The following is a 15161-nucleotide window of genomic DNA, read 5'->3' on the forward strand; positions in this document are numbered from 1 at the left end:
GAACGAACATTTCTCGCTATTGATATGAGCAAAATGTGTCAACTGAGCTGCTTACCCCATAACCGTCTTTTGGCGCATCTTTTACCGTGAAACCACACGATCAATGATTCGCCGCCCCTCTCGCTGCAACCCTGCGTCAATGCTGGACGGATGCATTATTGAGCCGACGTTTCAGTCTGTAGTGAACCCCTCTCACCAGGATAGTGAGCATCCCAGAACAGACAAATTTGCGCATTCGATTGCTGTTTTTGTTATTAGAATTCCGCGCGAAACCGATCCTAGAATGGCCCCACTAAGAACATCAACGTCAGGCGGTGGGATGCCCACAGATGCCACGTGATCCGCTGAGAGGGAAGGAATGACGCAGTCTTTATCATTGAGCGATCGGGCGTACCAGACTATCCGCCGCGACATTCTGACCTGCCGAATGATGCCGGGCGCGCTGGTAACAGAATCTGAGCTGATGGAGCGCTACTTGCTGGGGAAAAGCACCTGCCGTCTGGCGCTGGCGCGGTTAAGTCATGAGTATCTGATCGAGTCCCGGCCGCGCAAAGGCTATCGCATCGCACCAATCACCCTTCAGGATGTGGAAGAGATCTTTACCCTCCGCGCCCAGCTTGAACCGCTGGCGGCACGGCTGGCGGTAGGGAAGGTGAATATCGACCTGCTTAAGCGACTTGAAGCTGACTGCCGGGTCGAAGTGGCCGCTCCGCTCTCCACGCGGATCGACGTCTTTATGAATGCCAATAAACGTTTTCATCTGGCGATTGCTGAAGCGGCGGGGAATCAGCATCTGCTGCGCACGCTCTCCACGCTGATGGATGAAATGTCGCGGCTGGTGGCGCTGGGCTTTAATGTTCAGCAAACCAAGCCGGAAATTCGCCACGATCACAACGCCATGATCCAGGCGTTTGAAGATCAGGACCGCAAGCGGGTGGAATTTATCGCCCGTCGGCATATTGAGACCTTCCAGGCGATGACCCTGGAAAAAATCTACGCCACCTTAACCTCCGGCGGCACGCTGCTGCCCATCCAGAACAGGAGTCCCGGCTGATGAGCGCACCACTGTTAAACGAGTCACCAACTCCCGTCGCGCCGGTGATCCAGCTTGCAGGCGTTAACAAACGCTTTGAAGGTCAGACCGTGCTGGAGAATATCTCTCTGCAAGTGTGGCCTGGCGAAATTGTGGCGCTGCTCGGAGCGTCAGGCGGCGGGAAAAGCACGCTGCTGAATATTATTTCCGGGCTGTTGCCCGCTGATGGGGGCGACATCACCCTCCAGGGGGAGAATATCGCCCGCTTCAGCCAGTGGCACGACGTGGCGTATCTCTTTCAGGAGGACCGCCTGCTGCCGTGGCGGACGGTGCGCCAGAACGTCAACTTTGCGCTGGAAAACACGTCGCTCACGCGACGGGAACGGCAGCAACGAGTGGAATCCGCACTGCAACTGGTGGGAATGGAAAACGTCGCTGCGAAATGGCCGCACCAGCTTTCCGGCGGAATGCGCAGCCGTATCGCGCTGGCCCGCAGTCTGGTCGCCGAACCGCAAATATTGCTGATGGATGAACCGTTCTCACGGCTCGATCCGCAAACCCGCAGCGCGATGCATGGTGAACTGCTGCGCATCTGCGCGCTGAAAAAAATGACGGTGGTAATTGTGACCCATGACGTCGAAGAGGCGGTGATCCTCGCCGACCGGATCGTCATTTTACAACCCAATCCGGGACGCATAAAACAGAGCGTGGCACTCTCGCTGCCACGTCCGCGGCTGCCTACCGGACGGGACGTTGCGGAAAAAGTTCGCCTGCTGCGACTGGAGGTCTAGATGCATTTGCTGCGTAAAAAAGGCTCGCTGATTATTCAGCGGCTGATCCTGCTGGGGATCTTCTTCCTGCTGTGGCTGTTGGCCGCGCACAATATGCCTGCCTTCGTGCTGCCGGGGCCGGAAAAAACCTTTCAGGCGGTGCTGGCGCTATGGCGAAATCAAACGCTGCTACAGGATATCGGCGTGACCTTTTCGCGTGTATTCAGCGGATTTCTGCTGGCGACGCTGGTGGGGACGCTCGCCGGGTTAGCACTGGGCGCAAGCCGTCGACTGGCGCAGTTTTTTGAGCCGTTGCTGGCGGTATTTAACACCGTCTCCTCTGCAATTTGGGCCATCTTCGCCATCATCTGGTTTGGCATCTCTAACGCCACCACCATTTTCGTAGTGTTTATGACCGCCATGCCGTTGATCCTCACCAACGTCTGGCAGGGGGCGCAAACCGTCGAGCGACAATACGTTGAACTGGCACGCAGTTTTCGCATGAGCCGCCTGCAAACGCTAATCAAAATTTATCTGCCTACCATCCTGCCGTATTTCTTTTCCGGCGCGCGACTGGCATTTGGCTTTGGCTGGCGCGTGTCACTGGTGGCGGAAACTCTGGGCGCGTCGGACGGCATTGGTTACCGACTGCGTCAGGCCGGGGATTTAGTACAGACCGATCAGGTCTTTGCATGGACGCTACTGCTTGTCTCATTGATGCTGCTGCTGGAGGGTGGGCTACTTAAGCCGCTGGAGCGTCATCTTTTTCGCTGGAAATCACTCACACAGGACTAACAGTATGAAAAACGGGTTAAAGGCGGCCATCCTGGCTGCCGGGGCGCTCTTTGCCTTGCATACGGCGGCGGCAGAAAAGGTTCGCATCGGCTACTGGAGCAGTGGCGTCAGCCTCGGCTACGGTACCGTGCTGGAAAATAAAGACTTTTTAGCAAAACGCGGCATTGACGCTGAGTTTGTTCACTTCCCGGACGTTAACGCGCCGATTAAAGCGCTGGCTTCTGGCTCTATCGATCTTGCTTTTGGCGCACCGCTGGCAGGCGTCTTCAGCAGTGCGGCACAAGGCGTGCCCATCAAAATCTTTGCTGCCACTCAGCCTGCCGACGTGCAGTTTGTGGTGCCGCAAGGCTCGCCGATCACCTCGCTCGATCAGCTTAAAGGCAAGAAGATCGGTATGTCGCCTGCTGGATCCTCGGTGGCGGTGATCGCCTCTACGCTGTTGCAGAACAATCACCACATCGGCGCGAACGAGTTCCAGTTGATCGGCGGTAACGAGTCGCGTCTGGCACAGTTCCTGGTGCAGAAACAGGTGGATGCGGCTGCGCTACGTTCGTTGACTATCGCACAGCTTGAAGAACTAAAAGTGACCCCGCTTGGCAGCTTTGCCGACGAATGGAAAAAGCTGACTCACAGCGACGCGGTACCGTATATCGGCGTCGGCGCGGTACGCAGTCAACTGATTGATGAGCATCCTGAGACCGTCGCCCGGGTGATTGCCGCACTGCGCGACACGCTGGCGTGGGGGAAATCTCACCCGCAGGAGGTGATTTCGCTGCTGCAAAAAAACGCCAATCTTCCGCAGCATGACGCCGAAGTCTATTTCAGCCGTTGGGACAGCATGAACCGCATCACCTTTGAGGCTGCTGATATCGCCACCCTCAAGCGCCAGCACCAGGTGTTTGTCGCCAGCGGGACGGTACAAGGCGACGTACCCGACAGTCTGTATAACGATTCCGCGTACCGCGCGGCCCAATCCATCAAATAACCGGAGATAACCGTGAGCCATACCATGAAAGCGCTACAGCTTAACGAACACGGCAGCCTGGACAATCTGTCCGTAGTGACGGATAAGCCACGTCCGACGTTGCAGGCCGGGCATGTGATTATTCGCGTCAAAGCCTCGTCTTTTAACTACCACGACGTATTCACCGTTAACGGCATGCCGGGCATCAAAGTGCCGCTGCCGGTGGTGCCGGGTCTCGATTTAGCCGGGATCGTCGATGACGTGGCGGATAACGTGACGGGCTGGAAAAAGGGCGATCGCGTACTGGTGAATCCACTCAAACCCGGCGTGGGCCTGATGGGAGAAATGACCGACGGCGGCATGGCTGAATATGCACTGGTTGACGCCACGCAATTGATCCCGCTGCCGGAGGCGGTGAGTTTTTCCCAGGCTGCTGCGCTCCCGGTCGCTTACGGCACCGCGCACCGGATGCTGGTTACCCATAACACGATCAGGAAAGGTGACAGGGTACTGATCCTCGGTGCCAGCGGCGGGGTGGGTACCGCCTGCGTCGTACTGGCAAAAAAACTGGGGGCTGAAGTGATCGCCTGTGCAGGCAGTGCGGAGAAAGGTGAGGCCCTGGCCGCGCTGGGGGCAGATCACGTAGTCAATTACCGGGAGGAAGATTTCTCGCGCTGGGCTATTAACCGCTACGGCAAGCCGCAGCGTCGAACCTATGAGGGGGGCGTGGACGTGGTGATTAACTTCACCGGCGGTGACACCTGGCGTCCGTCGCTGAAATGCCTGAAGCGTGGCGGCACCCTGTTGGTCTGTGGGGCGACGGCGGGCTACGACCCGGCGGAAGATCTGCGCTACGTCTGGAGTTTTGAGCTGAACATTAAAGGCTCCAATAGTTTTTATCAGGAAGATCTTGAAGCCTTATTGCACCTGGTGGCCGACGGCGACATCGTACCGTTGATTGACCGGGAAGTGCCGCTGGAACAGGCAACGGAAGGGTTGCGCCTGATCCGAGACCGGGAAGTGTTGGGCAAAGTGATTGTTACCCCTTAAGGAGACCGCGATGAGCGAAACACGATTAAACGCCGCAGAGGTGCAGGAAAAACTACTGAAAGGGCCGTATCACCAGTGGCTCGGACTGGAGGTTGAGGCGGTGGCTGAGGGGGAAATTACCCTGCGCGCCCGCTTTCGTGACGAGTGGGTGGTGAATCCGGCGGGCGGCTACATTCACGGCGGTATCCTCGCCGCGCTGGTGGATCTGACCGCCGATTGGGCGCTGGTGGCCTGGACCGGCAAGGGCGTGCCGACGCTGGATATCCGTGTCGATTACCATCGTGCGGCGCGCGGTGATCTGCGCGTTAAAGGCAAAGTCATCAAAGTCGGTAAACAGGTTTCCAGTGCGGAAGCCTGGGTCTATGACGCGGAAAACCGCCTCGTGGCGAGCGGACGCGGCCTGTACGCCATGCCCGCAGCCTGAGGAGATCAACATGCCACAGGTTCTCGATCACCTGGTGATTAACAACCATTTTGATCTGACGCCCACCCGCGAGCTATTCGCCGCGATGGGATTTACCCTGACGCCGGAGAGTCATCATTCTCTGGGATCGATGAACCAACTGGTGATGTTCAACGATCACTATCTGGAGTTGATTGGCCTGCCACCTCATAGCGCGACGGTTCGCCAGGAACTGCTCGACAGCCCGCGCGGCATTGACGGTCTGGTCTTTCGCAGCAACGAGGCGGAAAGCACCGCCCGGCAACTGGCAGAACGAGGGTTTTCCGTACAGCCGGTGCAGCATTTCTCCCGCGAGGTGGAAGCGGACGGCGAGCGCGGCGAAGCGCGTTTCAGCACCGTGCGCCTGGCTCCGGGTAGTTTCGCGGCTGGAAGAGTCTATTTCTGTCAGCATCACACCCCGCAGTGGTTATGGCGTGACCCATGGCTACAGCATGCTAATGGCGTGGAAGGGATTGAGAGCCTGACGCTGGTGGCGCAGAACCCTGAACAGGAGCAACAGGCGTGGCAGCGTCTCGGCCCGCTGGCCCCCGGATTTGTGCTCCGGATACTCACCCCGGAGCAGTGGTCCCGCTATTCCGCCGGGCTACCGGGGCGGGATGAGACGCGGCGCAGCCAGTTTGCGGCAATGACCTTTCGCGGCGGTAACCCGGTGACACTTGTCCAGGCCGCAGAAAATGCCGGGTTGCCGCACGTTCATACTGCGGAGCGGTTACTTATCGCCGTTCCGGCGATCCACACTTTACTTGAGTTCAGGCTATGACCCTTATCAACCTTGGTTCGTTACCCTTGACGGCCCGTCACAATTCACAACCGGCATTTATCTATTCAACAGAAGGCGGCGCGCAAACTATTACCTTTGCGGAGCTGGATGCCCAGGCCGATGCGGTAGGGGCCGCGTTACGTCAGCAGGGCTATCAACCGGGCGAACGCGTGGCGCTGCTGGGACGCAACTCAATAGCCTATATGGCCGCCTTTTTAGGTATCTTGCGTGCTGGCCTGGTGGCCGTGCCGGTGAGCATAAAATTTCCGCCAGCGATGCTGGATAAACTGCTTGCCGATTGCGATGCCCGGCTGGTGACAGGCGAACGTGAGCACCTGGACAACCTCGCATTTTCCGGTCCAAAGTGGGAGTTTGAAACCATAAACGCGCTTCCTCCCGCCTCCGATTTCACCGTCTTTCAGCCACAGGCAGACAGCCTGGCGATGCTGCTATATACCTCCGGCTCTACCGGGATGCCAAAAGGCGTGCGCCTGACCCACGCCAGCCATCGCTGGGTAGTGGAGACGCGTCTGGCCGCTGATGAATTAACCGGCCAGCGGGTACTGATTGCCGCACCGTTTTACCATATGAACGCTCTCGCGCTGGCGCTGCTGACCCTCGCCAGCGGCGTAACCACCGTACTGCTGCCGCAGTTTCAGGTGCATGACTACGTTGCGGCTATTGCTCGCTACCGTTGTACCTGGCTGACCGCGGTGCCGCCGATGATCGCCATGATGATGAAAGAAAAAACGCTGCTCGCCCAACACGATCTTTCTTCGGTAAGGGTGGTACGGATGGGGTCGGCACCGGTCAATGAGGGCTTGTTCCAGCAGATCCGCCAGATTTGGCCGCAGGCACGGATTATTAATGCCTACGGTACGACTGAAGGCGGGCCGATTGTCTTTGGTTCACATCCGCAGGGACTTGAGACGCCGTTATCGTCGAATGGTTACGCGCATCCGGCGGTCTCCCTGCGCCTGCGCGATGAACAGGGGAAACCTGGCGATCATGGCGTGCTGGAGATCAAAAGTCCGGCCCTGATGCAGGGATATCACCAGCGACCGGATGTTGCCAGCCCGTTTACCGATGATGGCTACTACATCAGTGGCGATGTTTTTAACCGTGATGAGCAGGGTTTTTATACCTTTGTCGGGCGACGGGACGATATGTTTGTTTGCGGCGGGGAGAATATTTATCCCGGCGAAGTCGAGCGGTTGCTTGAACAACATCCCGACGTCCAGCAGGCGTGCGTGGTGGCAGTACCTGATGAGATCAAAGGCAGTAAGCCGGTAGCCTGGGTGATCCCGCGTGAGGGGCATTTTCCTGACCCGAAGGCGATAAAAACCTGGACGCTACAGCACGGACCGGCCTATTTGCATCCCCGGTTTGTCTGGTTGGTTGAGCGATTTCCTCTGGCGGGCACCAACAAAGTCGACCGCCACGCGTTACGCGCGCAGGCCATAAAGTCGCTTGCTGAAAAAACCACAGGAGACGCCGCATGACATTTAACTGGGAGAACCCTTACCCAACCACCCGAACGCCGTTATTTGCCCGTAATGCTGTCGCAACCTCGCATCCACTGGCGGCGCAGGCGGGAAATCAGATCCTTATCAGCGGAGGAAATGCAGTCGATGCGGCGATTGCGGCGGCAGCGACATTAACCGTCGTTGAGCCGGTCTCTAACGGCCTGGGCAGCGATGCCTTTGCGATGGTCTGGGACGGACATCAGCTTCACGGGCTGAATGCCTCGGGCACAGCCCCTTCGCACTGGGATAGCGGATGGTTTGCCCGACGGTATGGTCTTGATGAACGTGGCCATGCCCGGCGACCGGAGCGCGGCTGGGACAGTGTTACCATTCCCGGCGCGGTTGCCGCGTGGGGGGCGCTGCATCAACGTTTTGGCAAATTACCTTTTTCCCGCTTGCTGGACACCGCCATCGATATTGCCGAGCGCGGCGTCACAATAGCGCCGATGGTGGCACGAAAATGGCAGGCGGCGGTGCCCATTCTCAACGATCAGCCAGGTTTTGCCCGCACCTTTATGCCCCATGGCCGCGCTCCTGTGGTCGGGGAAAAATTTGTGATGCCGGAGGCAGCACGCACCTTACGACTACTGGCGGACCAGGGCGCTCGCGCCTTTTATGAAGGAGAAATCGCCGGGGCTATCGTGCGCTTTGCCGCGCAGAGTGACATCCCACTCTCGGGGGAGGATTTTGCCCGCTATCAGCCAGAGTGGGTAACCCCTGTTTCGCGTAACTATCGGGGGTACGAGGTTCATGAATTGCCGCCTAACGGACAGGGGATCGCGGCGTTAATCGCGCTTGGCATTCTCGAAAAATTCGATCTCAAAAGCCATGAATGTGACAGCGTCACCTCTCAGCATTTGCAAATCGAAGCCATGAAACTGGCATTTGCTGATGTTTACCGCTACGTTGCCGACCCCCGGTCAATGGATGTAACGCCAGAACAGATGCTGGACGATAGCTATCTGAGTGAACGGGCAAAACTCATTGATCTGCGGCATGCCAGCCAGCCGCTGGCCGGAATGCCACGCAGCGGAGGCACCGTTTACCTGACCACTGCCGACGAGAGCGGAATGATGGTCTCGTTTATCCAGTCCAATTATATGGGATTTGGGTCAGGCGTAGTGGTGCCGGAGTTTGGGATCAGTTTGCAAAACAGGGGCGCGGGTTTCTCCAGCGACCCGCGTTCGGCGAATGTCGTTGCGCCAGGAAAGCGTCCGTTTCATACCATTATTCCGGGCTTCCTGACCAAAAACGGGCAGCCACAAATGAGCTTCGGCGTAATGGGGGGCGATATGCAGCCGCAAGGGCATGTGCAAACGTTGGTACGAATGCTTGATTATCAGCAGCAACCGCAGGCCGCGTGCGATGCGCCGCGCTGGAAGGTTAACCGTGATTTTACGCTGGATCTGGAAGCGCGATTTGATCCCGCCGTAATGCAAGAGTTGGCCGCGCGAGGACACAGGTTTAAATCTACCCACGATCCGTATATGGATTTCGGCTCCGGGCAGTTTATATGGCGACTGTCCGATGACCGCAGCGAAGGCTACGTGGTCGCCAGCGACAGCCGCCGCGACGGGCAGGCGGTTGGCTTCTAGTCGCTTCCGGCAGCCAGCGGCGATGATTTCAGGCGGCTGGCTCCCGGCGGCTGCCCGGTAACCCGTTTAAACGCCCGACTGAATGCGGCCTGCGAGGTGTAGCCCAGGCGCTGTGCCACGATATCAATCGGCAGACGATGTTCGGTGAGCCACTGGCTTGCAAGGTGCATACGTAATTGGGTCGCATAGCGTAACGGAGAGGTGCCGATGGTGGTCTGGAAGCGGTCGGCAAACACCGAGCGCGAAATATGGCATTCCGCTGCCAGCTCGCTCACCCTCCAGTCGCGGCCCGGTTCACGGTGCAGCGCCAGAATGGCACGCGCCAGCCGCGGATCGCGCAGGGCGGCCACCAGCCCCGAGGCGTTGTCGCAGCCGCACTCCACCCAGCCACGGACAATCATTGCCGCCACCACATCGGCCAGCCGGGCGAGGATCCCGGCAAAGCCAACGCGCGAGGAGCACATCTCCCGCTGCATCGACTCCAGAATCGGCACCAGGCCGGGGTAGCGGCCGCCAGTGGTATCAACCAGCATAAGATCCGGCATCAGCGGACCCAGCCCCTGCATGCCCCCCAGATCGAACTCCATACAGCCGTAAAAGAAAACGGCTCCCGATGCCGGGTCAGCTTTTGCACAGGTCTTTACCGCGCACACCGTCTCGCCCAGCGGCGCGGCATCGAGACTTTCCAGACGCTGCACCGACGCCCCGGGATGCGACAGAAGCTGGTGCGTCGATCCTTTGGGCAGAAACACCGCGTTCCCTGCGTGTAGCGCGTGCAGCTGACCATCCTGCATGCGCAGCACTACGGAACCGGCCGCGAGAAAATGGAAGTATGCGTGTCCGGTTTTGGCCGGGAAATGAAGTCCGAACGCCTGACCGGTCACTACGCGCCGGTACTGCACGCCGCGCAGGCGCATCCCCGTTAACAATTCGCTAATGAGTTCGGAAGACAGGGCAAAAGAGGGAGATTGGCTCATTTCAGGTGTTTCGGTCAAAAATAACGGGTTTGTCATCATAGACCATCCGGCGTTTAGTCTCCAGAATTTCACCTCTCCCTTTTTTCAGGATGTTTACGATGAGTCACACTGTTTGCGATAGCCGCGCGCCTTCACCCGAGCACGTTGCGCCCACCACACCGGCCTGGATGGCGGTATTTTCTCTGGCGATGGGGGTATTTGGTTTATTGACCGCCGAGTATCTGCCCGCCAGCTTATTAACGCCGATGGCGGCGGAGCTTGGCGTTTCTGAGGCGCTGGCGGGGCAGGCCGTTACCGTCACCGCCGCGGTGGCGCTGTTTGCCGGATTGCTGGTGCCGGGGCTCACCCGCGGCATTGACCGCCGGACGGTGCTGCTGATTTTTACCACCCTGATGATCGCCTCAAACCTGCTGGTCGCCTGGTCCTCCAGCCTGGCGGTGCTGCTGCTGATGCGCGTGCTGCTGGGTATTGCCCTTGGTGGTTTCTGGAGCATGGCGGCGGCCGTGGCGATGCGGCTGGTGCCGTCGGCACTGCTGCCACGCGCACTATCCATCATCTTCAGCGGCGTGGCGGTAGGCACCGTCGTCGCCGTACCGCTCGGCAGTTATATGGGCGGATTGTACGGCTGGCGCAGCGCGTTTATCGCCTCGGCCGCCGTGGGCGCGATAACGCTGGCGGTTCAGTTCTTCACCTTACCGTCGCTGGTGCCCGGTAAGCCTGCGCGGCTGCGAACCATTATTGAGGTGTTACTGCGTCCCGGCATTGCGATGGGGATGTTCGCCTGTATCCTGGCGCATGCCGGTCACTTTGCCTTGTTTACCTATATTCGTCCTTTTCTGGAGAGCACCACCAGCATGGACGGTAATGGTATAGCGCTTATGCTGCTGGGGTTCGGGGTGGCTAATTTTTGCGGGACGCTGCTCGCGGGTTGGCTGCTTGAACGCAGCGCCCGCGGCACGATGGCATTGATGCCCGCGCTGGTGGGTCTGGCGGCGCTGGCGTTGGTGATGTTCCCTGACTCCGTGGCCGTACAGACCTTGCTGGTTGCGCTGTGGGGGCTGGCGTTCGGCGGTATTCCGGTGGCCTGGTCAAACTGGGTAACGCGCGCCGTGCCTGACCGGGCCGAGAGTGCCGGCGGAATGGTTGTGGCATCGGTACAGTCCGCCATTGCCGCCGGTGCCGCCGGGGGCGGAATGATGTTCAGCTTTAGCGGCATTACCGGCGTCTTTATTGCGGCGGGCGTAGTGATGCTGGTCGCGGGAGCGCTGACAGGAATGCGGGTGCGGGTTGATGTCGCTACCGCACCGGCACAGGATTAATAGAACCGCCGCGCGCACTATCATCGCGCGGCGGTTTTATCTTATTGCACCGCCTCGCCAATGACTTCACGAATGCGTTTAGCGATATAGCCCACATGCGTTTCCAGCGCAAAATGACCGGTATCCAGTAGCTCCACCACCGCATGCGGATTATCACGTTGCCAGGCTTTAGCGCCGGGTGGAATGAAGAACGGATCGTGTTTGCCCCAGATCACCAGCGTCGGCAACTGTCTGGCGCGGAAAAAGGCCTGAAAATCCGGGTAGCGCGTTAAGTTGTTGGCATAGTCGAGGAACAGATCCAGCTGGATCGCTCTGTTGCCCGGCCGCTCCATCAGCAGCGTGTCCAGATGCCAGGTTTCCGGCGCGACCATCTGCGGATCCTGCACGCCATGCAGATACTGCCAGCGAATTCCTTCCATGTTTAACACCGCATCGTTAACCACCTGACGATTCTCCTGCGACGGATCGTCCCAGTAGGCGCGTACCGGAGCCCACGCGTCACCCAGCCCTTCAAGATATGCGTTACCGTTTTGCGAAATCAGACCGCTGACCCGCTCAGGATAATTCAGGGCCAGACGCAGCCCGGCGGGCGCACCGTAATCAAACACGTAAAGCGCATAACGCTTCAGGTCCAGCGCATCAACAAACGCGGTCAACGTCTGGCCGAGGGAGTCAAAGGAATAGGGATAATCGCGCTCATCCGGCACCTCGGTAAAACCAAATCCCGGCAGGTCGGGGGCTATCAGATGGAATTTATCGGCCAGCAGCGGGATCAGCTCGCGGAACTGATGGGAAGAACTGGCAAATCCGTGGACCAGCAGCAGCACAGGTAGCGAGGGATCGCCTGCTTCCCGGTAAAACACGCGCACGCCGTCGGCCTCGGCAAATTGATAGCGAACCGGATAATGAATGTTGATAGTCATCAATGCCTCCAGGCTGTAACTGTTAAAATAACCTTAATCGGTTACACACTGTGAGTATGCGCAAAATAAGTAACCAGTCAAATTGTTTTTTAATGGTTACAACGGCGCACGTTTCAGCTACCATGAGTGAAAGTGTTTTTATCGTTGAGGTGTTCTATGGCTTCTGACCACACCCCTTTATTTCTGGCGGATCATGGTGCGCTGGATTTTCTGAATACGGTCATGCAGGTAAACGGCCAGCCGCAGGACATGTGGCAGTCAGACGAGGATGTGATGGCCTGGCTTACCCGTGCAGGTCTGGCGAGTCCGGTTGAGACAGCATCGTGGACCGCGGGAGAGTTACTGCAACAGGCGCGACGACTACGGGAGACGATTCGTACTCTGGTGGCGCAGAAGAAAGCAGGGGAAACATTGCAGCCAGAGGGCTTAAATGATTTCCTGGCCGCGATCCCCGCCTGTAAACAACTGCGTAGCGGCAGCGGTAATAGCGTAGAGATAGTGAAAATCTATCCTGGCCACAGTGCGGCGCATTTGCTGGGACCAGTGGCGGAACTGGCGGCCTCTTTGCTCGCTGAAGCCGATTTTGAGTTCATCAGGACCTGCGAGCATCCCGACTGTACGCTGTGGTTTTACGATCGCACCAAATCACATCGCCGCCGCTGGTGCAGTATGGCGCTGTGCGGCAACCGGGCCAAAGTTGCGCGTTTCCGCCAGCAGCAAAAATAGCGGCGGGAAAGGGTATAGCATGAAAAAAGGGAGAGCCAGTCGGATAACAGAGCACCTCCCAAAACATCAGTCATATGGATGGCGTCGGTGCGCGCATCTCTTATAACCACTCACATTGCACTACGCGTGTTGCTCAGGCGTTACCGCGTCCACAAGCGGCAGATGACGCGCTCTGCCGGCCAGATAGCCGAGCACCGCCAGTACCAGTGCCAGCACGGTGCAGCCAGTCAGCGGCAGTTTCCAGCCACCCAGACTGTCGTGCAGCAGGCCCACCAGTGGCGGCCCGCCAGCTGCCAGCAGATAACCCACGCACTGCGCCATCCCGGAGAGCGTCGCCGCCTGTACCGCATTACTGGATCGCAGGCTGATAAAGGCGAGGCCGAGGATTACGCCTGCGCCGGTGCTTATCCCAATCAGCACCACCCATAATGTTGCCAGCGATGGCACCAGCAGCAGCCCGCCCAGACCGATCGCCCCGATCAGGGCAAAACCTACCCCCGGCACGCGCTGATCTCGCAGTCGGCCGAGCAGCGATCCGATAAAAAAGCCGGGGATGGCCGCCGCCAGTTGCAGAACGCCATGCAGCGATCCGGCTTCTGCCGTACTAAAGCCGAGGTTTTCCAGCATCGCAGGTAGCCAGGAAACAATGATGTAGTAAATAAACGAGTTAAGGCCGAAAAAGAGGGAGACCTGCCAGGCCAGTGCCGCGCGCCAGACCCCGGATGCGTGACGGCGATGCTCGCTGTGCTGCGCCGCAGGCCGCGGCGTATGACACGATAATTGCGGTAGCCAGACGGCTAATGCGATGAGCGGGAGCAGTAACGTGCTCAGCAGCGCATGGTGCCACCCGGCGTGAAGCGGTTGTGCCAGAGGGATCATGACTGCCGACCCCAGCGCGGCGGCAAGGCCCATGGTCAGGGCATATAACCCGGTCAGGCTCGCCGCGCGATGCGGCAGATCGCGCTTTAAAATGCCCGGCAGCAGCACATTACCAATAGCAATGCCTGAGCCCACGATCAGGGTTCCGCCATACAGTCCGGGCAGCCCGGCATACGAGCGCACTACGATGCCGACCGCAATAACGATCAGCGCCAGAAATAACGCCTTCTCCATCCCCAGCCGGTGCGCTACCCCGGCAGCAAATGGCGAAAAGGCGGCAAAGGCCAGTAATGGCAGCGTCTGCACCAGGCCAGCCAGGGTCGCCGTTAAGCCCAGTTCAGTACGGATCATCTCCAGCAGCGGCGCGACGCTGGTAAACGGCGCGCGCAGGTTGGTGGCGATCAGCAGGATGCCAACAATAAGCAGCAGGTTTTTTTTATGCACGTTACGCATGATTTTTGCTCTGAATCAAATTTCAGCTTTACTATAAAGGCTTGTCGGTTTGCCGTAATAACGATATAACAACAATCAATCGCTAAATTTCGCCAATATTGGCGCACGAAACCCCTCACTATGTCTTTGCTGCATTCCCTCGAAAATTTTACTATCGATCACAACCCTAATCCGGTGGTGGCGCTGAAGGTGCACTCTGCCGGGCAACAGGAAGAGGTACCGTTTCACCGTCATCGTAAAGGGCAGCTGATTCTGACGCTGCGCGGCGGTGTCACCTGTCTGGCTCCGACGGCATACTGGATGGTTCCGGTCAACTGCGCCGCGTGGATCCCCGCCGGGGTTGCTCACAGCAATCGGGTAACGACCCGTGGCGACGTTTTGTTTTTATATATTGAACCGGACGTACAGGGTATGCCGCAGGCATGTTGCACCCTGCAAATCAGTCCAATGCTGCGCGAGATGCTGAAACATTTTGCCGATCTGCCGCAGGATTATTCGCCCGATAGCCCCGTCGCCCGTTTTGCGCAGGTGATGCTGCATGAGTTGACCCTGATGCCGGTAGAACAGCTGAGTCTGCCGATCAGCGAGAATCCGCGGATCAAACAGCTGGCGGACAGGCTGATGGCCAATCCGGCGGATCGTAGCCCGCTGGGGTTGTGGGCCAGCCGCCTGGCAATGAGTCCCCGCAGCTTTGAACGTTTCGTACTGAAAGAGACCGGCATGACCTTTGGCCGCTGGCGGCGGCAGCTTCAGGTACTGGTCGCTATTCGTCTGCTGGTGACCGGAATGTCGGTGCAAAATACCGCCTGGGAGCTGGGCTACGACTCGGTAACGGCATTTATTACCATGTTCAAAAAGACCCTTGGCACTACGCCGGGGCAGTATCTCAATAACGACTAGTATTAAAGGGTGTCGACAACAACGGAGA

At 58.4% G+C, this 15161-nt stretch carries 15 protein-coding genes; 12 read left to right on the top strand and 3 right to left on the bottom strand.

Going from position 1 to position 15161, the window contains the following annotated elements; translation table 11 throughout:
- The first annotated feature begins 358 nt into the window (after window positions 1-358).
- From INT84_RS10030 to INT84_RS10070, 9 genes are read left to right on the top strand one after another with little or no spacing between them, the layout of a single operon-like run.
- The gene (locus tag INT84_RS10030) at window positions 359-1054 is read left to right on the top strand and encodes a GntR family transcriptional regulator (RefSeq protein WP_194206663.1); all 696 of its coding nucleotides are present in this window, start codon (window positions 359-361) and stop codon (window positions 1052-1054) included.
- Window positions 1054-1824, top strand: coding sequence for an ABC transporter ATP-binding protein (locus INT84_RS10035; protein WP_194206664.1), 771 nt, complete (start codon window positions 1054-1056; stop codon window positions 1822-1824). The genes INT84_RS10030 and INT84_RS10035 overlap by 1 nt, the downstream gene beginning before the upstream one ends.
- The gene (locus tag INT84_RS10040) at window positions 1825-2598 is read left to right on the top strand and encodes an ABC transporter permease (RefSeq protein ID WP_194206665.1); all 774 of its coding nucleotides are present in this window, start codon (window positions 1825-1827) and stop codon (window positions 2596-2598) included.
- Between the two features lie 4 nt (window positions 2599-2602).
- Window positions 2603-3583: an ABC transporter substrate-binding protein gene (locus INT84_RS10045; RefSeq protein WP_194206666.1), complete on the top strand. Its 981-nt coding sequence runs from the start codon at window positions 2603-2605 to the stop codon at window positions 3581-3583.
- Window positions 3584-3595: 12 nt separating this feature from the next.
- Window positions 3596-4612 (top strand): zinc-binding alcohol dehydrogenase family protein, encoded by a 1017-nt coding sequence (locus tag INT84_RS10050; RefSeq protein WP_370529654.1) that lies wholly within the window; start codon window positions 3596-3598, stop codon window positions 4610-4612.
- A gap of 10 nt (window positions 4613-4622) precedes the next feature.
- Window positions 4623-5036, top strand: a complete 414-nt coding sequence (locus tag INT84_RS10055; protein ID WP_194206667.1) for a PaaI family thioesterase — start codon at window positions 4623-4625, stop codon at window positions 5034-5036.
- Window positions 5037-5046: 10 nt separating this feature from the next.
- Window positions 5047-5835 carry a VOC family protein gene (locus INT84_RS10060; protein WP_194206668.1) on the top strand — a complete coding sequence of 263 codons (789 nt, stop codon included), beginning with the start codon at window positions 5047-5049 and terminating at the stop codon, window positions 5833-5835.
- The gene (locus INT84_RS10065) at window positions 5832-7337 is read left to right on the top strand and encodes a class I adenylate-forming enzyme family protein (protein ID WP_194206669.1); all 1506 of its coding nucleotides are present in this window, start codon (window positions 5832-5834) and stop codon (window positions 7335-7337) included. The genes INT84_RS10060 and INT84_RS10065 overlap by 4 nt, the downstream gene beginning before the upstream one ends.
- The gene (locus INT84_RS10070; RefSeq protein ID WP_194206670.1) at window positions 7334-8956 is read left to right on the top strand and encodes a gamma-glutamyltransferase family protein; all 1623 of its coding nucleotides are present in this window, start codon (window positions 7334-7336) and stop codon (window positions 8954-8956) included. The genes INT84_RS10065 and INT84_RS10070 overlap by 4 nt, the downstream gene beginning before the upstream one ends.
- On the opposite strand, the gene INT84_RS10075 is transcribed toward INT84_RS10070, so the two are convergent.
- Window positions 8953-9972, bottom strand: coding sequence for an AraC family transcriptional regulator (locus tag INT84_RS10075; protein ID WP_194206671.1), 1020 nt, complete (start codon window positions 9970-9972; stop codon window positions 8953-8955). The genes INT84_RS10070 and INT84_RS10075 overlap by 4 nt on opposite strands.
- 59 nt (window positions 9973-10031) lie before the next feature.
- Between INT84_RS10075 and INT84_RS10080 the strand changes: the two genes are divergently transcribed.
- A complete protein-coding gene (locus tag INT84_RS10080; RefSeq protein WP_194206672.1) occupies window positions 10032-11252 on the top strand; it encodes an MFS transporter in 1221 nt (406 codons plus the stop codon).
- Window positions 11253-11293: 41 nt separating this feature from the next.
- Here INT84_RS10080 and INT84_RS10085 read toward each other — a convergent pair whose 3' ends face one another.
- Window positions 11294-12175 carry an alpha/beta fold hydrolase gene (locus tag INT84_RS10085; RefSeq protein WP_194206673.1) on the bottom strand — a complete coding sequence of 294 codons (882 nt, stop codon included), beginning with the start codon at window positions 12173-12175 and terminating at the stop codon, window positions 11294-11296.
- Window positions 12176-12331: 156 nt separating this feature from the next.
- On the opposite strand from INT84_RS10085, the gene INT84_RS10090 reads away from it, so the two are divergent.
- Window positions 12332-12901: an ABATE domain-containing protein gene (locus INT84_RS10090; protein WP_194206674.1), complete on the top strand. Its 570-nt coding sequence runs from the start codon at window positions 12332-12334 to the stop codon at window positions 12899-12901.
- 120 nt (window positions 12902-13021) lie between these two features.
- Here the strand turns inward: INT84_RS10090 and INT84_RS10095 are convergent, their stop codons facing one another.
- A complete protein-coding gene (locus tag INT84_RS10095) occupies window positions 13022-14233 on the bottom strand; it encodes an MFS transporter (RefSeq protein WP_194206675.1) in 1212 nt (403 codons plus the stop codon).
- Between the two features lie 120 nt (window positions 14234-14353).
- Here INT84_RS10095 and INT84_RS10100 point away from each other — a divergent pair, with 120 nt between their 5' ends.
- Entirely contained in the window at window positions 14354-15133 is a 780-nt protein-coding gene (locus INT84_RS10100; protein ID WP_194206676.1) for a helix-turn-helix transcriptional regulator, read from the top strand.
- Window positions 15134-15161: the final 28 nt, after the last annotated feature.

Source organism: Superficieibacter sp. 1612_C1 (assembly GCF_015234305.1).
Lineage (GTDB): Bacteria > Pseudomonadota > Gammaproteobacteria > Enterobacterales > Enterobacteriaceae > Superficieibacter.